Annotated in this window: 16 protein-coding genes; 7 read left to right on the plus strand and 9 right to left on the minus strand. The window is 71.5% G+C overall.

Annotated elements, in window-relative coordinates:
- Together EV372_RS09885 and EV372_RS09890 are read left to right on the plus strand one after the other, a co-directional pair.
- A complete protein-coding gene (locus EV372_RS09885) occupies positions 1–1,194 on the plus strand; it encodes an ABC transporter permease subunit (protein WP_130395775.1) in 1,194 nt (397 codons plus the stop codon).
- On the plus strand, positions 1,191–2,342 hold the full coding sequence (locus EV372_RS09890) for an ABC transporter permease (RefSeq protein WP_130395776.1): 1,152 nt from the start codon (positions 1,191–1,193) through the stop codon (positions 2,340–2,342). The genes EV372_RS09885 and EV372_RS09890 overlap by 4 nt, the downstream gene beginning before the upstream one ends.
- 108 nt (positions 2,343–2,450) lie before the next feature.
- Here the strand turns inward: EV372_RS09890 and EV372_RS09895 are convergent, their stop codons facing one another.
- Positions 2,451–2,555 carry a hypothetical protein gene (locus EV372_RS09895; protein WP_013155697.1) on the minus strand — a complete coding sequence of 35 codons (105 nt, stop codon included), beginning with the start codon at positions 2,553–2,555 and terminating at the stop codon, positions 2,451–2,453.
- Positions 2,556–3,128: 573 nt separating this feature from the next.
- On the opposite strand from EV372_RS09895, the gene EV372_RS09900 reads away from it, so the two are divergent.
- Complete coding sequence (locus EV372_RS09900) at positions 3,129–3,560, plus strand: GNAT family N-acetyltransferase (protein WP_253795628.1); 432 nt, start codon at positions 3,129–3,131, stop codon at positions 3,558–3,560.
- 40 nt (positions 3,561–3,600) lie between these two features.
- Positions 3,601–3,885 carry a hypothetical protein gene (locus tag EV372_RS09905; RefSeq protein ID WP_013155699.1) on the plus strand — a complete coding sequence of 95 codons (285 nt, stop codon included), beginning with the start codon at positions 3,601–3,603 and terminating at the stop codon, positions 3,883–3,885.
- A 52-nt stretch (positions 3,886–3,937) separates the two neighbouring features.
- Here the strand turns inward: EV372_RS09905 and EV372_RS09910 are convergent, their stop codons facing one another.
- From EV372_RS09910 to EV372_RS09925, 4 genes are all read right to left on the minus strand, one after another.
- The gene (locus EV372_RS09910) at positions 3,938–5,224 is read right to left on the minus strand and encodes an activator-dependent family glycosyltransferase (RefSeq protein ID WP_130395778.1); all 1,287 of its coding nucleotides are present in this window, start codon (positions 5,222–5,224) and stop codon (positions 3,938–3,940) included.
- A gap of 46 nt (positions 5,225–5,270) precedes the next feature.
- On the minus strand, positions 5,271–6,647 hold the full coding sequence (locus tag EV372_RS09915; RefSeq protein WP_130395779.1) for an NDP-hexose 2,3-dehydratase family protein: 1,377 nt from the start codon (positions 6,645–6,647) through the stop codon (positions 5,271–5,273).
- Entirely contained in the window at positions 6,644–7,756 is a 1,113-nt protein-coding gene (locus EV372_RS09920) for a DegT/DnrJ/EryC1/StrS family aminotransferase (RefSeq protein ID WP_130395780.1), read from the minus strand. Before EV372_RS09920 ends, EV372_RS09915 begins: the two co-directional genes overlap by 4 nt.
- A gap of 194 nt (positions 7,757–7,950) precedes the next feature.
- Positions 7,951–8,604 carry an LmbU family transcriptional regulator gene (locus EV372_RS09925; RefSeq protein WP_197044395.1) on the minus strand — a complete coding sequence of 218 codons (654 nt, stop codon included), beginning with the start codon at positions 8,602–8,604 and terminating at the stop codon, positions 7,951–7,953.
- A 650-nt stretch (positions 8,605–9,254) separates the two neighbouring features.
- On the opposite strand from EV372_RS09925, the gene EV372_RS09930 reads away from it, so the two are divergent.
- Positions 9,255–10,544, plus strand: coding sequence for an activator-dependent family glycosyltransferase (locus EV372_RS09930; protein WP_130395781.1), 1,290 nt, complete (start codon positions 9,255–9,257; stop codon positions 10,542–10,544).
- Here the strand turns inward: EV372_RS09930 and EV372_RS09935 are convergent.
- The 3 genes from EV372_RS09935 to EV372_RS09945 all read right to left on the minus strand — a co-directional run bounded on the left by EV372_RS09935 (position 10,531) and on the right by EV372_RS09945 (position 14,196).
- Positions 10,531–11,757: a class I SAM-dependent methyltransferase gene (locus EV372_RS09935; RefSeq protein ID WP_130395782.1), complete on the minus strand. Its 1,227-nt coding sequence runs from the start codon at positions 11,755–11,757 to the stop codon at positions 10,531–10,533. The two genes, EV372_RS09930 and EV372_RS09935, sit on opposite strands and share 14 nt — an antisense overlap.
- A 98-nt stretch (positions 11,758–11,855) precedes the next feature.
- A complete protein-coding gene (locus EV372_RS09940) occupies positions 11,856–12,839 on the minus strand; it encodes an NAD-dependent epimerase/dehydratase family protein (protein ID WP_026338358.1) in 984 nt (327 codons plus the stop codon).
- Positions 12,840–12,843: 4 nt separating this feature from the next.
- A complete protein-coding gene (locus EV372_RS09945; protein WP_130395783.1) occupies positions 12,844–14,196 on the minus strand; it encodes a nucleotide sugar dehydrogenase in 1,353 nt (450 codons plus the stop codon).
- 419 nt (positions 14,197–14,615) lie between these two features.
- Between EV372_RS09945 and EV372_RS09950 the strand changes: the two genes are divergently transcribed.
- Complete coding sequence (locus EV372_RS09950; protein WP_130395784.1) at positions 14,616–15,875, plus strand: activator-dependent family glycosyltransferase; 1,260 nt, start codon at positions 14,616–14,618, stop codon at positions 15,873–15,875.
- Between the two features lie 77 nt (positions 15,876–15,952).
- On the opposite strand, the gene EV372_RS09955 is transcribed toward EV372_RS09950, so the two are convergent.
- Positions 15,953–17,227, minus strand: coding sequence for an activator-dependent family glycosyltransferase (locus tag EV372_RS09955; protein ID WP_130395785.1), 1,275 nt, complete (start codon positions 17,225–17,227; stop codon positions 15,953–15,955).
- A 337-nt stretch (positions 17,228–17,564) separates the two neighbouring features.
- Here EV372_RS09955 and EV372_RS09960 point away from each other — a divergent pair, with 337 nt between their 5' ends.
- Positions 17,565–18,551 (plus strand): aldo/keto reductase, encoded by a 987-nt coding sequence (locus EV372_RS09960; protein ID WP_130395786.1) that lies wholly within the window; start codon positions 17,565–17,567, stop codon positions 18,549–18,551.

An 18,551-nucleotide genomic window follows, 5' to 3' on the forward strand; every position in this document is an offset into this window, starting at 1 on the left:
ATGGCGAACGGAACCAACGCCCTCTCCATGACCGCGGCCATCGTCGCCAAGGACGTGCGCCAGCGGCTGCGGGACGGCAGCCTGCTGGTCTTCGGGCTGCTCCTGCCGCTCGGGGTGGCCTTCTTCTTCAACATGCTGCTCGGCGACGGGACGTCCCAGGGGACGAGCTCGGAGTACGTGGTCGTCGACGGCGACTCCGGATCGCTCGGCGGGGGCTTCGTCGACGAGGCGCTGCGCCCCCTGGAGGACGACGGGGTGCTGGAGCTGTCCGAGGCCGGTTCCGAGCGCGAAGCGCGCGAGGCGGTCGAGGCGGGGGACGCCGACGCGGCCTTCCTCATCCCCGAGGACTTCACCGAGTCGCTGGAGGCGGGCGAGGACGCGGTCCTCACCGTCGTCGGCGACGCCGACTCCCCCGTGGCCACCCACATCGCCCGGGAGATCGGCCGCGCCTACGCCACCGAGCACCACCGCATCCGCCTCGCGATCGCCACCGGCTTCGACTCCGAACCCGACCCGGCCGCCGCGGCCCGGCTCCTGGAGGAGGCGGAGACGGCGCGGCCGCCGCTGACGGTGGTCGAGGACGCGGACCTGGAGTGGCGGGAGCTGGGCACCGCCACCTACTACTCGGCCTCCATGGCGTTCTTCTTCGTCTTCTTCGCGGCGATGTTCAGCGTCACCAGCATCTTCGACGAGAAGGCGGGCGGGACCCTGGCGCGCCTCCTGGCCAGCCCGATCCCGCGGGGGGCGATCCTGGTCGCGAAGCTCTCCAGCGGACTGCTCATCGGCCTGGCGAACATGGCGGTCCTGGCCGTCGCGACGACCCTGTTCTTCGGCGCCGACTGGGGCGACCCGCTGGGCGCGGCTGCACTGATCACCACGGGCGTGCTGGCCGTCATCGGGCTCACCGCCGCCGTGGCGAGCTTCGCGCGCAGCTCGGAACAGGCCGCCAACTGGCTCTCGGTCCTGGCGATGCTGCTCGGAGCGTTCGGTGGAGCGCTGTTCCCGATCTCGCAGCTCAACGCGCTGGCGGTCGTCAGCTACCTGACCCCCCACCGGTGGTTCCTGCTCGGCCTGGGCGAGCTCTCGGCGGGAGGCGTCGGCTCGGTCCTCCTGCCGTGCGCGGTCCTGCTCGCGCTCGGCCTCGTCGGCTCGACCGTCGCGCTGTTCCGTATGGGACGGATGGTGAACTCATGAAATCGCTGACCATCGGCGTCCTCAACGTACGCCGCGTCTTCCGCGACCGGACGAACATCTTCTTCGTCCTGCTGCTCCCCTTCCTGATGGTCTTCATGATGGGGCTGATGTACGGGGAGGGGAAGCCGGTCCTGGGCGTCGTCGCGCCCTCCGGCGGAGGGCTCGCCGAACGCCTCGTGGGCGCCCTGGAGGAGGACGAGCGCATCGACGTCCTGCGTCTGGACGAGACGGAGATGCGCGACCTGGTGGAGGCCGGGGACGTCCAGGCGGGCCTGGTGGTCCCGGACGACTACGGGGACCTGGTGCGCGACGGCGGGCAGGTCGAGCTGGAGCTCGTCACGCGCGGCAACGACTGGGCCGCCGCGGACGTGGGGACCTGGGTCCGCTCCGTGGTGGCGCAGGAGTCGGCGCTGCTGAGCACCGCCCGGGTCACGGAGAGCGTCCGCGACGACGGGTTCGAGGAGCGCCTGGCGGACGCGGAGGAGACCGAGGTGTCCGGCGTCCGGGTGGAGGTGGTCACCGCGGGTGAGGCCACGTTCCCCGAGGGCGTCTCCTCGCACAGCCTGGCGGCCCCTCCGCTGCTGCTGCTCTACACCTTCATCACGGCGCTGACGACGTCGCTGGGCATCGTCCAGGCCAGGCGCTCGGGGGTCCTGCGGCGCCTGTACGCCTCCCCCACCTCGGCGGGGTCCATCGTCCTCGGCGAGGCGCTGGGCAGGTTCCTCATCGCCCTGACACAGGCCCTGCTGATCCTCTTCGGGTCGGCCCTGCTGTTCGGCGTCGCGTGGGGGAACCTGTTCGCCACCTCGCTGGTGGTGACCGCGTTCTGCCTGGTCAGCAGCGGTGCTTCGCTACTGCTCGGCAGTCTGGCGAGGACCGAGGGCGGCGCGTTGGCGGCGGCGGTGGGCATCAGCCTCGGGGCGGGCGCGCTCGGCGGCACCATGCTCCCGCTGGAGTCCTTCGGCGACACCATGACCACCGTCGCGTTCCTGACCCCGCACGCCTGGGGCTACGACGCGTTCAGCGCGCTGGTCCGCGACCAGGCCTCGCTCGTGGACGTGCTCCCGCACGTGGGCGTGCTCCTCGGGTACGCCGCCGTCCTCCTGGCGCTGGGCGTCTGGCGCTTCCGCGCCGCGGTCACCAGGTAGGCGGGCCCCGGCGGGGTGCCGCGCCCGGCGTGGCCGGACGCGGCACCCCTTCTCCGGGGGCGGCGGCGGATCAGGCGGACCGGTCCGTCACCGCCCGGTGGGAGGGCGTCAGCTGCAGCTCACGAGGCTGGCACCGCTGTTGAGGAAGGCGCCCTCCTCCACGAGGGTCTCCGCCTCCAGGGACTGCAGGTCGAGAACATCGCTCACGGCCATTTTTTCACCTTTCAGGAGAAAGGAATCCCGGGCTGCCCGAGGCATTCGTCCCGGGCCCGCACCGCGATCCGACCCGGCTTTGTGCCGGGGTCGTCTCACGATAACAGCGCCCGCCCCGCCGCTTCCTTCCCATATCCCCGAGGGCCCCTTTCCCCGAGTCCGGGAAAATTGACGGCGCCCCCGCGGCGGGGAATGGCGGGCGCACCTGGCGGGATGCGGCGGGAGCCGGGGCCGGGCGGGGCGGCGGCGGGGACGGGACCGCCCGTACCTGCCAGAACGGAGCCCTCAAGGCGGCTAAGGTAACCGGAGCCGCCCCGCCTGTCCCGCTGGCGGGACAGGCGGCGGGAACCCCCGATACGTCCCCATTCCCTCCGTCCCCGTTTTCGGGAATCCTCCCCCTTCCGGCACACGGCAGGAACGGAACGGCTGCGAACCGACAAAAAGTTGAGGCAGGAGAGCGTGCCAGAAAATACCGTGGAAACACGCAGAGTCAGGCTCCGACCGGTTGAGAACCTGGGCGCGGCCGCCGCCGTCAGCGCATTGGCGGAGAGGGGCGTCCCCGAATTCCCGGGAATGGACGACCTCGTCAGGCCGCTCCCCCGCGACGCCGCTGACGCGGCGGAGCAGTTCCTCGCCGTCGCCCCCGCCACCGGCGCCGTCCTGGGGTTCTGTTCGCTCTCGCGCCTGGACCCGGAGGAGCGGTGGGTCCAGGTGGACGTGGTCGTGGACGAGGGGGCCAACGCCGTCGGCATCGCGTTGGAGGCCACGGTGCTGACCGTGGACCGCGCCTTCCGCGCGTGGCCGGTGGACGAGGTCCGCTTCTGGTCCGTCGGCGAGCGGGCGAACGGCCTGCGCGACCACCCGACCATGGTGACCGAGTCGGAGCCCCCGCGGCGGCCCCCGGGCCTGGAGTCCGCCTCCCACTTCGTCATCCAGCGCGAGCGCTGGGAACGCTACGGAGCCAAGTTCGTCCAGCGTCTCTCCCAGGGGCCCGACGCGGGCTGAGGACGCCACCCCACCACACCAGAGAAGAGGTTCGACAACGATGGCCGCAGTAGACCAGAGCGAGATCCTGTCCCAGATCAAGGTCCAGGCGATGACCGTCCTGATGTTCACGTCGAACGAGCCCCAGTTCGACCTCCCCGAGCCCTCGCAGACGAGCGACCTGGACTCGTTCTCGATCGTGCAGCTCGTGCTGGCCCTGGAGGACGTCTACAACGTGTCCCTCCTGGAGGACATGTCGGAGTTCACCGGCAGCAGCTTCGAGGACCTGGCCGGGTTCGTGGCGGAGAGGATCCGTGAGCAGAAGGGGGCGCCCGACAGGGCGTGACCCCGGCGGGAACGCCGTGTCCGCTCCGGCGGCGGACACGGCGTCGCCGTTCTCAGGCGCTTCGGCCCTCGGCGGCCAGCTCCTCCAGCACCGGGACGAGTCCGGCCGGGCTGGTCATCCCGTGCGCCCTGTCGCGGAGCACGCGCGCGCCCTCGGCGAAGCGGGGCTCGTCGAGCAGGCGCCCGACCTGGAGGGCGACCTCCCCGCCGGTCATCCCGGCTCCCGCCAGCGTGAGGCCCGCCCCCAACCCGGTGATCCGCTCGGCGAGCAGCGGTTCGTCGAAGACGTACTGGGCCATGGAGAACTCGGGGAGGACGAGCTGCGGGACACCGTGGAACACCGCGGTGCAGAAGGTCCCGGCTCCCCCGTGGTGGACCACCGCGTCGCAGTGGGGCATGAGCGCGTGCAACGGCACGTGCTCCACCACCCGGACGTTGTCCGGCAGGGTTGCGGCCCGCGCTCTCTGCTCGGCGGACAGGGTGGCGACGACCTCCACGTCCAGCCCGGCGATCGACTCCAGCAGCTCCGCGAGGGGCAGCCGGTAGCGGTCGTCGAACTTCTCCGGCACGGCCGAGCCGAGGGTCAGGCAGACCCGCCTGCGCCCGCCCGGGGAGCGCAGCCAGTCGGGCACCACCGCGGTCCCGTTGTAGGGCACGTAGCGCAGGGGGATGTGGCGCACGCCCTCCTCGGGGTCCAGGCGCACACCCGGCGGATAGGGGTCCAGGGTGGCCTGGCCCCGGACCAGGTCCTCGGAGAAGTCGGCGCCCACGCGCCGGGCGCTGCGCTCCAGCCAGTCGGCGAGGGGGTCCTCGCGGTCGGCGGCGGGCAGCGCGGCGGCGCGCTCCAGGAACCGGCGGCGGGTGCGGGAGAACACGTCCAGCCCCCACAGGACCCGGACGTGCGCCGCGCCCGAGGCCCGGGCCGCCACCGGCGCGGCGAAGGTGGTCGGCTCCCACAGGACCAGGTCGGGGCGCCACGAGCGGCACAGGTCGGTGAGGTCGTCCAGCATGGGCGTGTTGACCGGATGCCACCACAGCCGGACGAACTCGCGGTAGCCGTCGAGCAGGTAGTCCCAGCCCAGCGCCTCCGGATCGCTCCTGGTCATGTCGAAGCCCCGGCTGTCGCCGAAGCCCAGGCCCTTCAACGTGGTCAGCAGCTGGTGGAAGAGGTGGTCCCGGCCCACCTGGACGGCGGGCAGCCCGGTGCGCGCCGCGACGGGGACCAGCGCGGGCTGGCTGGCCACCCGGACCTCGTGCCCGGCGGCGCGCAGCGCCCACGCCTGCGGGATCAGGCCCAGCAGGTGGGTCTTCTCCGCCTGGCTGACGACGAGCACGCGCATGTGCGGTACTTCCTCCCGGTCGGGCCGGGCGGGGCGCGCCCCGCCCTCAGCCCAGGGTGTGCAGGCAGACGAGGAGGGTCCTCGCCTCGATGTTGAGGTAGTGGCCGTGCCGGACCAGCTCCATGAGCTGGGCGACGGTGACCCAGAGGAAGTCCGGGGGGACCTCCGCGGGCAGGTCCGGGTCGGCTTCGACGATCCGGTACCTGGTCTGGGCGTGGTGGAAGCGCCCGCCCTCCTCCGAGAGCAGGGCGTCGTAGCGCACGCGGTGGGCCGGCGGCGACTCCGCCTGGGCGGCGAAGGGCTCCGGGCGGCCCAGGGCCTCCGCCGAGGCCGAGTACTGCACCGTCGGGGTGATCTCGACGCGGTCGAGGGTCCCCGGTTCGGCGCGTGCCCGGACCAGGACGTGGAGCACGCCTCCGATCTCGCGCACCAGGAAGGCGGCGAACCCGTGCCTCTCGGGGGCGAGCAGGGGCTGCGTCCAGGACGCGACCTCGCGGATGCGCGCCGAGACCGAGACCATGATGATCCGGAACCCGGGGCCGCCGGAGATCTCGTCCCCGGTCCTGCGCCACCCCTCGGCCCGAGGCAGCGGCAGCAGCTCGGAGCGCCAGTCCACGACCGTCTTGGCCTCGGTGAACCAGCTGACCACACCGGTCATCGGATGCAGCGCGCCGTCCCCGTAGGAGCGCGCGAGCGCCCGGTCGAAGGGGTCCGCGGGTTCCGGCCCCTCCCCGCGGGCCACCGGCAGGCAGGACAGCACCGTGCGGGCGTCCATGTTGACGAGGTTGTCCCGGCGCAGCATCCCGTGGATCTGCCGGAGCGTGAACCACCGGTAGTCCTCGTGCTCGGGGACCTCCTCGTCGGGGCCCACCTCGACGACGATGTTGCGGTTGTGCTTGCGCCAGAACCACTCGCCCTGCTCGGACTGGAGCACGTCCACCAGGACACGGCCGCGGCGCGGAGCGCGGAAGTACTCCACGTAGGGGGTGGCCCGGCCTCCGTGGACCCCCGTGTAGTTGCTGCGCGTGGCCTGCACGGTGGGCGAGATCTGGCGGAGGTTGACGTTGCCGGGCTCGAACTTGGCCTGCATCAGGAAGTGGGGCACCCCGTCGAACTCCTTGACCAGGATGCCCAGGATGCCGATCTCCGGCTGGTCGATGACCGGCTGGTGCACCACCGCCCCGCCGGAGGCCACGCGCAGCCCCCGGACGGAGAAGAAGCCGCCGCTCTCGTGGACGAGGTCCCCGGTCCCGGCGGAGAAGGACCAGCTGCGCGTGTGGTCGAAGCCGACCCGCTCGACGGAGAGCAGCTCGTGCCGGGGCCTGCTCTCCCACCACCGGGCGAACTCGGCGTCGGACACCAGCGGCACCGCCCGGTCCGACGCCGAGAGCGCGAACCGGGCTCCGTCCCCGGAACCGGTCACAGCCTGGCCAGGGTCTTGGTCAGGGCCTCGATGATCCGGTCCTGCTCCTGCCGGGGCAGCGAGGGGTACATCGGCAGCGAGAAGATCTCGTGGGCCAGCTTCTCGGTCACCGGCAGGCTCCCGGTCTCGTAGCCCAGGTGGGCGAAGCCGGACATCGTGTGGACGGGCCACGGGTAGCTGACGTTGAGGGCGACGTCGTGGGCCTTCATCTCCTCGATGATCCGGTCCCGCTCGGGGTGGCGGACCACGTAGAGGTAGTAGGAGTGCTCGTTCCCGGGCGCCGTCGCGGGCAGGACCAGGTCCGTGTCGGCGAGCGCCTCGTCGTAGGCGCGGGCCACCGCCCTGCGGCCCTCGATGTACTCGTCCAGACGGCCGAGCTTGCGGCGCAGGATCTCCGCGTGGACCTCGTCGAGCCTGCTGTTCTGCCCGTTCGGCGTGACGACGTAGTAGCGCTCCTGGTCCATGCCGTAGTAGCGCAGGCGCCGGAGGGCGGCGTCGACCTCCGGGTCGTTGGTGATCGTCGCGCCCGCGTGGCCGTAGGCGCCGAGGATCTTCGTCGGGTAGAAGGAGAAGGCGGCGGCGTGGCCCATGGAGCCCGCCACGCGCCCGTGGTGGGTGGCTCCGTGCGCCTGGGCGCAGTCCTCCAGGACGACCAGGCCGTGCTCGGCGGCCAGCGCCTCCAGCGGGGCCATGTCCACGCACTGCCCGTACAGGTGGACCGGCAGGATGCAGCGCGTGCGCTCGGTGATCGCCGCGGCGACCTGGTCCACGCGCATGAGGTAGGTGTCCGGGTCGATGTCGACGAAGACCGGGTGCGCCCCCACCAGGTCGATGGCCAGGACCGTGGGCGCGGCCGTGTTCGACACGGTGATGACCTCGTCGCCCTCACCGACGCCCAGGGCGCGCAGGGCGAGCACGATGGCGTTGGTGCCGTTGTCGACGCCAGCGCAGTGCGCCACGCCGTGGTATTGGGCGAACTCCTCCTCGAAGGCCACCAGGGAGGGGCCCCAGATCAGCTTCCCCGACTTGAACACCTTGTCCACGGCGTCGAGGATGTCCTCCCTTTCCTTCTCGTACTCCTCCAGGTAGCCCCAGACATAGGTCGTCATGTGTTCCTCCGTTTTCAGGTCGCCCGCGGCCGGGAGAACCGGGCGCCTGGATCGTGTCAGCAAGGGTGGCCCCCGCGCGGCGACCACCCGGCTCCGTACCGGTTTCCGGCACACCAGAAGAATCGCCGGCGGGAGCTTTCCCACGGGGGGAGTCAGAATAAACGGCGGGGCCGCAACGGACCCGGGATCTCGGCTCAGCCGACCTCAATCATTTTCTTGGCAGCCATGTCCAAGGCCTTGGAAGCCCACTCCGGGAAACTCATACCAGAACTCTCGGCGGCTTCCTGCCATTGCCTCTTCCGCTCTGGGTTAATGGGCACCTGAACGTATATGGTCTCCCGTGCGGGGTCCACTCCCCGGGCCTTGAGGCGGATGCGGCGGCGGAGCTCGTTGCGGGACCAGCGGCCCGCCTCGGCCTCGGCCAGCCAGCGCTCCTGCTCCTCCTCCGGGAGGCCGCACACCTCGGCGTGGTGCTGGAAGCTCAGCTTCTCGCGGCGCCGGGCGGGGACGAACTTCCTGGCGACCCAGGCGTAGTTGCGCAGGGTCTGGTAGTCGAGGGAGGTCTTCTCGATCGCGCGCTTGTACCGCTGGGGGTAGTTCTCCTGGCCGTAGATGAGCCAGTCCCCGAGCCACCAGGCGGACGCGTCGGAGATGACGAAGATGTGCTGTCCCCAGCGCTCCCAGTCGACCATGGCCATGCCGTCGGGCAGGTGGAGGCTCGTTCTGCGGGTGGGGTTTCCCGAGGCACCCCGTCGGCCGGCCGAGTCCGCGGCGGACCGGCTCCGTCTGGCTTCGGGGACCTTCGCCTGGGGGCTGGCGTGGCTGTCCGGATTCATCACTGCTTCCATGTGGGTCCCCTTATCGACCTTCCTGAGAGGGCAAGAGAACTCAGCGCTCGGGCCAGGATCAGTCGTCTTGTAAGACAAGGTGGTCTGATATCGGTAAGAGGGCTCACTGCGCATGTTCGCGGGTTGTGCGGACAAAGGTCCGGGCACACGTCGACGCCGGGTTCATGGGAGCACACGTGAAAAAGGGGAATGGTCGACAGAAGTCGATCCTCAACCCCTCAGCGCAGATATGCGGTGAGCACAGAACGGACACAGTCTTCAAACTGGTTTAAAGAGGTCAAGAAATCAACTGGAGCCTGAAGACCCTCCCTGGCCGATACCGCGGCGAAACCGGTCGTGGATAACTGGCGATAACTCGACCGTCAACATGGCCGGTATCGGTCAACGCCGTTGGTAAAGCAGCGTATGAGATAGCTGAGCGTACAGGCAACCCCCTGATTATTAAGCACTTTGCGCTAGGCGGCGCACACGGTAAGTCGCGCAGGTGGGACGCCAAACCGCGCGCCCCGGCTCGACGACACGCGGCCCGACCAGTGCTCACTCTCAGCGACGAAGCCCGGACGCAAGGAGGAAGGTCATGTGAGAAAAGGTTTTACTAATTCATTCGAAACCTTCGCCCTAGCATTTCTGACAGATCGTGAGGATCTCCGGTGCGTATCTTGTTCGCAACGTTCTCCGAGAAGACCCACTTCATCGGGATGACCCCCCTGGCCTGGGCGCTGCGCGCCGCCGGGCACGAGGTGCGCGTCGCCAGCCAGCCCGAACTCGCGCCGACGGTGGCCGCGACCGGGCTGCCGTTCGTCGCAGCGGGGTCGGACCACGTGCTCCCCCAGGTGATCGCCTGGGTCGGGCGCATGGCGCGGGACATGCGCCCCGACTTCGACATGATGCGCGTGGCGGCTCCGGAGGGCCCCTCCCGGGAGGAGCTGCGGGCCGCCTACCGCGACGTGCTGGTGCCGCTGTGGTGGAAGGTCGTCAACGACCCGATGCTGGAGGACCTGGTCGCCTTCTGCCGCGAGTGGCGCCCCGACCTGGTCGTGTGGGAGCCCATCACCTTCTCCGCGGCGATCGCCGCGGAGGCGTGCGGTGCGGCGCACGTGCGCTTCCTGTGGAGCCTGGACCTGTTCGCCGCGATGCGCGAACAGTACCTGCGCCACATGGAACGACAGCCCCCACAGGACAGGGACGACCCCCTCGCCGCGTGGCTGGGCGACCGCGCCGCCCGCCACGGCGTCGACTTCTCCGAAACCCTCGTCCGAGGCCAGGCCACCCTGGACTACCTGCCCGCCTCCCTCGGCGTCCCCGCCCCCACCCGCACCCACCGCCTGCCCATCCGCTACGTGCCCTACAACGGACGCGCCGTCGTCCCCGACTGGCTGCGCACACCCCCCACCCGCCCCCGCGTCTGCCTCAGCCTCGGGACGACGGCCACCCAGCGCCTGGGCGGTTACACGGTCGACGTCGCGACCCTCCTGGAGGGCCTGGCCGATCTGGACGTGGAGGTCGTGGCCACCCTGCCCGCCCGCGAACAGGAAAGACTCGGCACCGTCCCCGGCAACGCACGCCTGGTCGAGTACGTGCCCCTGCACGCGCTGACCCCCACCTGCGCCGCCATGATCACCCACGGCGGGGCGGGCACCGTGATGTCCGGCCTGGTGCACGGGGTCCCGCAGTCGGCCGTGCCGCACCACATGTACGACGAGCCCCTGCTGGCCTCACTGGTGGCCGCGCAGGGCTCGGGAGTGGTCGTGGACCCCGCTCAGGTCACCCCCGAGGCCGTCCGGGAGAGCACCCGGAGGCTGCTGGAGGACCCCTCCCACGCCGAGGCGGCGCGGCGCCTGCGCGGAGAGGTGGACGCCATGCCCTCCCCCGCCGACGTCGCGCGTCGGCTGGCGCGGGCTGCGGGGGAGGGCGGGCGGGTGGACCTCACACGGTGGTGACGTCCGGGACGTAGTGGATCCAGCGCCCCCCGGCCTCGCGGAACCCCTCCTCCTTGGCCATGATCTCCTCGGCGTGGTTCCAGGCCAGCAGGAGGGCGCGGTCGGGGTAGGAGGCCGTGAACGCGCCGTGGTCGCGCACCGGCACGTGGGAGCCGGGCGTCAGGCGCCCCTGCTTGGCCGGCGTGGTGTCGCAGACGAACTCCAGCAGGTCGGGGCCGATCCCGCAGAAGTTGAGCACGGTCGCGCTCTTGGCGGTGGCGCCGTAGCCCACCACGCGCAGGCCCTGGTCGCGCAGCGAGCGCAGTTCCTCCACGAGCCGGTCGCAGTTGCCCCGCACCCGGTCCGCGAAGGAGGCCAGCGACTCCGGGGAGGTCAGCTCCCGCTTCCTCTCCTCCTCCAGGATCGCCTCCACGGCGGGGGAGGCGGCCCGGGAGCCCTCGCGTGCCAGGGTGTAGCGCAGCTCGCCCCCGTGCGTGGGCAGACGCTCGACGTCGACCAGCTCCAGGCCGAACCTGCGCGCCATGTTGCGCACGGAGGCGGCGGTGAACAGGAAGAAGTGCTCGTCGTAGAACTGGTCGAAGGACGCCTTCTCGCTCACGTCACCGAAGTAGGGGTCCTCGAAGACGAACACGCCCCCGGGGGACAGCAGCTCCCCGATCCCCTCCAGCACCGAGTGCACGTAGGGGATGTGGCAGAAGGTGTTGGCCGCGTAGACGACGTCGGCGGGCCCGTCCTCGGCCAGGATCTCCAGGGCCGTCGCCTTCTCGAAGAAGGCGTTGCGCACGCGCACGCCCTTGCCTCGGGCGACCTCGGCCACGGCTCCGGAGGGCTCCATCCCGAGGTGGCGCACGCCCGCGCGGGCCACCGTCTCCAGCATGACGCCGTCGTTGCACCCCAGCTCGACCACGAAGGGGTCGGAGCCGGTCAGGTGCTCCGCGAGGAGCTTCTCGGCGGTCGCCTCGAAGTGGGAGCGCATCACGGTGGAGCCCGAGGAGTAGTACGGGTACCCCTCGTGGAACATGCGTTCCCGGGGCACCTCCTCCATCAGCTGCACCATCTGGCAGTCCGGGCAGAGCCCGACCGCGAGCCGGTAGAAGAACTCCTCGCTCGTGTCGTCGGGCGCCCGGAAGGCGTCGGACAGCGGCTGGCGGCCGAAGTCCATGAACTGGGTGACCGTTCCTTCGCAGACACGGCACGTGGTGGTGGGGACCAACCTCAACTCCTCGGCTTCTCACGGACGTCGTCGGACGGGCGCGCCGGAGTCGGCGGCCCGGGCGCGGGCGGGGCGGTGGCGCACCGGCCGCGGCGGGGTCAGCCGGTGGTGTTCTCCGGCTGTTCGAGCCACCAGGGGTTCTCCTCGGCCCACTCGATGGTCCGGGCGACCCCCTCCCGCAGCGAGGTGGTGCTCTTCCAGCCCAGGAGCGAGCGGATCTTCCCCGCGTCGGGGATGCGCCGGTCCAGGTCCTGGTAGGAGTGCCCGAACCTGTCGCGCGTGTCGATCGAGGTCGGGACGACCTTGCCGCCGGTCAGCTCCACGATCAGGTCCACGGCCTCGCGGATGGTGACCTCGTCAGAGCTGCCGACGTTGAAGCACTCGCCGTCCGCCTCCGGACGTGTGCCGATCTGGACCGTCGCCTCGACGGCGTCGTCGATGTAGGTGAAGCTGCGGGTCTGGCCGCCCTCGTCGTAGACGACGGGGGGCTCGCCGCGCAGGGCGCGGTGCAGGCTGCGGCTGACGAGGAAGGCGGGGCGCTGGCGCGGCCCGTAGAGGTTGAAGTAGCGGACGATGGAGGCGTTGAGCCCCCGGCCCATGTAGCCGAACGTCAGGTGCTCGGCCAGGGCCTTGCTGGAGGAGTAGCTCCACCTACTCGCCGAGGTCGTGCCGAGGACCCGGTCGGCGTCCTCCTTCCAGGGGACGTCGGGGTTCTTGCCGAACACCTCGCTGGTGCTGGCGAAGACCACCTTGGCCCCGGCGCGCTCGGCCAGGTCCAGGACGTTGCGCGTCCCCGTGAAGTTGACGTCGATGACCTCCATGGGGGACTCCAGGTACCGGTCCACCCCCACCACGGCGGCGAGGTGGTAGACCACGTCCACGCCCCCGCGGACCGCCTTGGCGAGCTGCTCGGAGGAGCTGACGCTGCCCCGGACGTACTCGACCTCCTTCCATGAGGGGGCGGGCGCGGGCCGGGCCCCCCTCGTGTCGAAGACCACGACCTCGTCGCCCCTGGCGAGGAGCCGGTCGACGAGGTGGCTTCCGACGAAGCCGTTCCCTCCGGTCACTACGGCGCGTGCCACGTGTCTACCGTCCGATCCCTCGGTAGGTGAAACCGAGCCCCGTCAGGGACTCGACGGTCTGGTCGTCGAAGTGGGCCCTGCCGTCCAGGAGGAGGCACTCCCGCGCCGTGAGGCGGCGCAGGGCCGCCATGTCCAGTGCGGCGAACTCGTCGTGCCAGGCGAGCACGGCGAGGCAGTGGGCCCCGGTCGCGGCCGCCTCCGCCGAGGGGGAGGGCTCCAGGCCGAACGCCTTGCGGACCTCGTCCGGGTCGGCGAGCGGGTCGAACACCGCCACGTCGGCCCCGGCGTCGCGCAGCGCGGCGACCACGGGCAGGGTCGGCGTGGACCTCAGGTCGCCGGTGTTGTTCTTGAAGGACAGCCCGATCACGGCCACGCGGGCCCGCTCGGCGGGGGTTCCCAGCGCGTCCAGCCCCTCGGTGACGAGCCCCGCGACGTAGCCGGGCATCGCGTCGTTGGCGCCGCGGGCCGAGACGACGGTTCCCAGGTGCACGCCCCTGTCCCGGGCGGAGCGCCACAGCATCCAGGGGTCCTTGGTCAGGCAGGAGCCCCCGACTCCGACCCCCGGGGAGAGGACGTTGATGGTCCCTCCGCCCTTGGGCACCTCGTTGGTGGCGGCGATGACCTCCATCGCGTCCACCCCGATCGACGTGCAGAAGCGGGCCAGCTCGTTGGCCAGGGCGATGTTGTGGTCGATCCACCAGTTGTTGAGGAGCTTGACCGTCTCGGCGGCCTCCATGGAGGAGCAGACGACGGTCCGCACGCCGAGCCGGGACTCCCAGAACCTCGCGGCTGCGGCCCCGCTCTCCGCGTCCCACCCGCCGACGACCACGGGCAGCTCCTGGATCTCCGCCAGGGCGTTGCCCTGGGACAGCCGCTCGGGGCAGAAGGCCAGACCGAAGTCCTCGCCGCAGGTCAGCCCGCCGCTCTCCAACAGGGGGACGACGAGGTCACGGGTCGTGCCCGGGGGGACCGTGCTCTTGAAGACGAGGAGCTGCCCGCGGCGCAGGTGGCGGCCCGCCTCGGCGGCCGCGCTCCTGATCTGGGTCTCGACGAGGGTGCCGTCCTCCCGGACCGGCGTGCCGACCGCGACGACGACCACGTCCGCCGAGGAGATCACGGAGTAGTCGGTCGTGGCGCGCAGGCGCCCGGCGGCACGCCCCCGGGCCACAAGTTCGGGCAACCCGGGCTCCTTGAGGTGGCAGCGCCCCGCCTCCATCTCCTCGACCGGGTGGGCGTCCACGTCGACGCCCACGACGTTCACCCCGTTGGACGCCAGGCTGGCGGCCACGCACGACCCCACGTACCCCAGGCCGACGACCGAGACGGTGATCTCCTCCCGGTCCAGCAGGAAACGCATACGATCTCCATTCGACTCTCAGCCCGGCGCTACAGGGAAAACAGGCCCGGAGGGGCCTTGACGAGAAAAGTCGGGTTCCGCACCCGGCCATTCACCTGGCCCGGAGGCCGGATTCTCCCACTCTTTCTTCACTACTTCCCGTGGCCAGGGAGGCACGGGGCAACATCGAGGGAATCATCGTCGGAATCGGAACAGCCAGCTTCTCTACAATCCCCTTTGTCGAGGACGGATAAAGCACCGGCCGGATCGGCTGGGCAATGATATCCGCGCGGAAGCGGCTCTTGGCAAACCCGGTTGAGCGGTGATTGGACCGCCCGCCGGAAAGGTAACAGGCCCGCCACGGGGGGCGGCGGAACCGGGAGCGCCCCGGTTCCCGCCCCGGTGCGCGGGACCGCACACGAAGGACGGAGGCGACGGCCGTGCGCGTGCTGATCGCGACGCAGGCGGAGCGGACCCACTTCCTGGGGCTGGTGCCCCTGGCGTGGGCGCTGCGCGCCGCCGGGCACGAGGTCCGGGTGGCCAGCCAGCCCGAGCTGGAGGCGGTGGTCACCGGGACGGGCCTGCCCTTCTCCCCCGTGGGCAGGGACCACCTCCTGCGCCGGGTCATGCGGCAGTACCACGCGATGACCGGCGGGGAGGACGACGACTTCGACATGGCCGAGGACCGTGACGAGGTCCTGACCTGGGACTACCTCCTGGAGGGCTACCGCCTGACCGTGCAGTGGTGGTGGCGGATGGTCAACGACCCCATGGTCGACGACCTGGTCGCCCTCTGCCGCGAGTGGCGCCCCGACCTGGTCGTGTGGGAGCCCATCACCTTCTCCGGGGCGATCGCCGCCGAGGCGTGCGGGGCCGCGCACGTGCGCTACCTGTGGGGGGCCGACATCTTCGCCCGCACCCGCGCGCGCTTCCTGGCGCGGATGGGCGAGCGGCCCGCCTCCGAGCGCGAGGACCCCCTGGCCGACTGGCTGGGGGCCAGGGCCGCCCGGCACGGCGTGGACTTCTCCGAGACCCTGGTCCACGGCCAGGCCACCATCGAGCAGGTGCCCTCCCCCCTCAGGGTGGACACGCCCCCGCACCTGGACTACCTGCCGGTGCGCTACGTGCCCTACAACGGACGCGCCGTCGTCCCCCACTGGCTGCGCACACCCCCCGCCCGCCCCCGGATCGGACTCAGCCTCGGGACCAGCGCGAACGAGTGGTACGGCGGCCACCGGGTCTCCGCCGGGGAGATCCTGGAGGGTCTGGCCGAACTGGACGTGGAGGTGGTGGCCACCCTGCCCGCCACCGAACAGGACAAGCTGGGCGCCGTCCCCGGCAACGCCCGCCTGGTCGAGTACGTGCCCCTGCACGCCCTGGCCCCCACCTGCGCCGCCATGGTCACCCACGGCGGCCCCGGCACCGTCCTGACCGGCCTCGCCCACGGGGTCCCGCAACTCCTGTCGCCCAACGCGCACATGTTCGACACGGTCCTGCTGTCCGGGCTGGTGGAGGAGGCCGGGGCGGGCAGGGTCGTGGACCCCGACCGCCTGGACGCCGCCACCGTCGCCGAGGGCGTGCGCGCCCTCCTCGAAGACCCCCGCCACACAAGCGCCGCCCGCGCCCTGCGCGCACGCATGGACGCCATGCCCACCCCCGCCGACCTCGCCCACACCCTCACCGGCCTCACCCGCACCTGAACACGACCCACGACCCGAAGGAGCACTCAGGCACCGCCGCCACGGGACACCCGTTGTCCCGCTGGCGGGACCGTCCCTCAGACGGAGGCGCCCAGACCCTCCAGGACGCGGGGCAGGCCGCGCACCGCCTCCGCGGGCGAGGGCATGGCGGCCATCTCCCCGCGCAGGCGCCGCGCCGCCTCGGCGTGGGAGGGGTCCTCCAGCAGCCTCCGGGTCGCCTCGCGGACGCTGTCGGCCCCGGCCTCGCCCGACCGCACCACCAGTCCGGCCCCCTCCCGCTCCACCAGCCGCGCGAGCAGGGGGGCGTCGAGGCGGGGGCCGGGGACGAGGAGCTGGGGGACTCCGTGGGAGAGCCCGGAGCACAGGGTTCCCGGCCCCGCGTGGGTGATCATGACGTCGCAGGTGGGAGCCAGGACGTGCAGGGGGGCGTATCCGACCAGCCGCACGTTGTCCGGGACCGCGCCGAGTGCGGCCTCCTCCTCGGGGGGCAGGGTCGCGACCACCTCCACGTCCAGTTCGCCGAGGCCGCGCACCACCTCGGCCAGGGAGAACGTGTGCCCGCCGAACCACTCGGTCGTGCTGCTCCCCACGCTGAGGCAGACGCGGGGGCGGGTGGGGGGTGTGCGCAGCCAGTCGGGGACGACGGCGCGTCCGTTGTAGGGCACGTAGCGGATGGGCAGGCGGTGGGTGCGGGTGGGGGCGGGGACGCCGAGGGAGGCGGGCAGGTAGTCCAGGGTGGCCTGGCCTCGGACGAGGGTTTCGGAGAAGTCGACGCCGTGGCGGGCGGCGCGGTCGCCCAGCCACGCGGCGAGGGGGTCGTCCCTGTCCTGTGGGGGCTGTCGTTCCATGTGGCGCAGGTACTGTTCGCGCATCGCGGCGAACAGGTCCAGGCTCCACAGGAAGCGCACGTGCGCCGCACCGCACGCCTCCGCGGCGACGGGGGCCGAGAACGTCGTCGCCTCCCACACGACCAGGTCGGGGCGCCACTCGCGGCAGAAGGCGACCAGGTCCTCCAGCATCGGGTCGTTCACCATGCGCCACCACCAGGCCGCGGTGTCGCGCATGCCCCAGCGCATCTCGTCCCAGGACAGGTCGCCGGGCCAGCTCTCCCCCACGTCGAACAGCCCCGGGGCGTCGCCCTCGCCCCACTGCGTCACCAGCTCGAACCGCTCGCGCAGCAGGTGGTCCCGTCCGACCGGGACGGCGGGCAGACCCGCACTCCTCAGGAACCCCGCCAGTCCGGGCTGGCTGGCGACGCGCACCTCGTGCCCGGCGGCGCGCAGCGCCCACGCCAGGGACACCATGCCGATGAAGTGCGTCTTCTCCGCGTAGGAGGCGAGTAGTACACGCAAGGGGTCATCTCCCAGATGGAAGGCGGAACCCGCTTCCGGGACCGGGGCGGGCGCCGCGCGGCTCGGCGGCGGAGGAGGGGCCCTCGGCCGCGTCGAGTTCACGGGGCCCGGGATACGGTGCCATTCGTCCGCCGGGAGCGGGTCGGTCCCGGCCCGAATCCGCCGGACCGGAGCATACCGGCGCGGCCTTTCCCCGGAACGTGGAAGCCTTCCCTCGACGGCCTTTCCTGCTCCGGAAAAGTGGCGGCCTACCCGTGGGCTTCTGCAGCGGATGAGAGCCCCGTCCGACCCCGAGTCCCGTTTTCTCCGCGAGAGACACCATGAAACAGGGGAGAGAATGCAGTACACACGCCTTGGCCGGACCGCTCTTGAGGTCAGCCGGCTCTGCCTGGGAACGCTGAATTTCGGCGTGAACACCCCGAGGGACGAGAGTTTCGCGATGATGGACAGGGCCCTCTCCCACGGCGTCAACTTCTTCGACACCGCCAACCACTACGGATGGCAGGTCCACAAGGGCATGACCGAGGAGCTCATCGGCGAGTGGTTCGCCAGGGGCGGCGGACGTCGCGAGCGCTCCATCGTGGCCACCAAGGTCTTCAACCCGATGAGCGACTGGCCCAACGACCGCGGCCTGTCGGCCCGCCACATCATCGCCTCGTGCGAGGGGTCCCTGCGGCGGCTGCGCACCGACTGGATCGACCTCTTCCAGATGCACCACGTGGACCGCAACGCGCCGTGGGAGGAGGTCTGGCAGGCGATGGAGATCCTGGTCCACCAGGGCAAGGTCCGCTACGTCGGCTCCTCCAACTTCGCGGGCTGGCACCTGGCGGCGGCGCAGGAGGCCGCCAACCGCAGGAACTTCCTCGGCCTGGTCTCCGAGCAGTGCGCCTACAACCTGGTGACGCGCCACGTGGAGCTGGAGGTGCTCCCCGCGGCGCAGGCGTACGGCATCGGGGTCCTGACCTGGTCGCCCCTGCACGGCGGCCTGCTCGGCGGCGCCATCCGCAAGCTGCGCGAGGGCACCGCCGTCAAGACGGTCAAGAGCCGGGCGATGCAGGCGCTGGAGGAGCGGCGCGAGACGATCACCGCCTACGAGGACCTGTGCGACGAGATCGGCAGGGACCCCGCCGAACTGTCCATCGCCTGGGTCCTGTCACGCCCGGAGGTGCACTCGACGATCGTCGGGCCGCGCACCCTGGAGCAGTTCGACGGGGCGCTGCGGGCCCTGGAGACGGGGCTCGGCGACGGGGACGGCGAACGGATCGACGCCCTGTTCCCCCCGGTCGGCAAGGGCGGCCCCGCCCCCGAGGCGTGGTCCTGGTGA

Source organism: Nocardiopsis sp. CNZ308 (assembly GCF_004217075.1).

What these genes read in the sequence shown, in the direction of transcription:
- EV372_RS09960 (WP_130395786.1), top strand. Translation starts at nt 17,565, where the DNA reads ATGCAGTACACACGCCTTGGCCGGACCGCTCTTGAGGTCAGCCGGCTC.
- EV372_RS09885 (WP_130395775.1), top strand. Translation starts at nt 1, where the DNA reads ATGGCGAACGGAACCAACGCCCTCTCCATGACCGCGGCCATCGTCGCC.
- EV372_RS09900 (WP_253795628.1), top strand. Translation starts at nt 3,129, where the DNA reads ATGGACGACCTCGTCAGGCCGCTCCCCCGCGACGCCGCTGACGCGGCG.
- EV372_RS09910 (WP_130395778.1), bottom strand. Translation starts at nt 5,224, where the DNA reads ATGCGCGTGCTCGTCGTCAGCCAGGCGGAGAAGACCCACCTGCTGGGC.
- EV372_RS09895 (WP_013155697.1), bottom strand. Translation starts at nt 2,555, where the DNA reads ATGGCCGTGAGCGATGTTCTCGACCTGCAGTCCCTGGAGGCGGAGACC.
- EV372_RS09925 (WP_197044395.1), bottom strand. Translation starts at nt 8,604, where the DNA reads ATGGAAGCAGTGATGAATCCGGACAGCCACGCCAGCCCCCAGGCGAAG.
- EV372_RS09905 (WP_013155699.1), top strand. Translation starts at nt 3,601, where the DNA reads ATGGCCGCAGTAGACCAGAGCGAGATCCTGTCCCAGATCAAGGTCCAG.
- EV372_RS09890 (WP_130395776.1), top strand. Translation starts at nt 1,191, where the DNA reads ATGAAATCGCTGACCATCGGCGTCCTCAACGTACGCCGCGTCTTCCGC.
- EV372_RS09920 (WP_130395780.1), bottom strand. Translation starts at nt 7,756, where the DNA reads ATGACGACCTATGTCTGGGGCTACCTGGAGGAGTACGAGAAGGAAAGG.
- EV372_RS09945 (WP_130395783.1), bottom strand. Translation starts at nt 14,196, where the DNA reads ATGCGTTTCCTGCTGGACCGGGAGGAGATCACCGTCTCGGTCGTCGGC.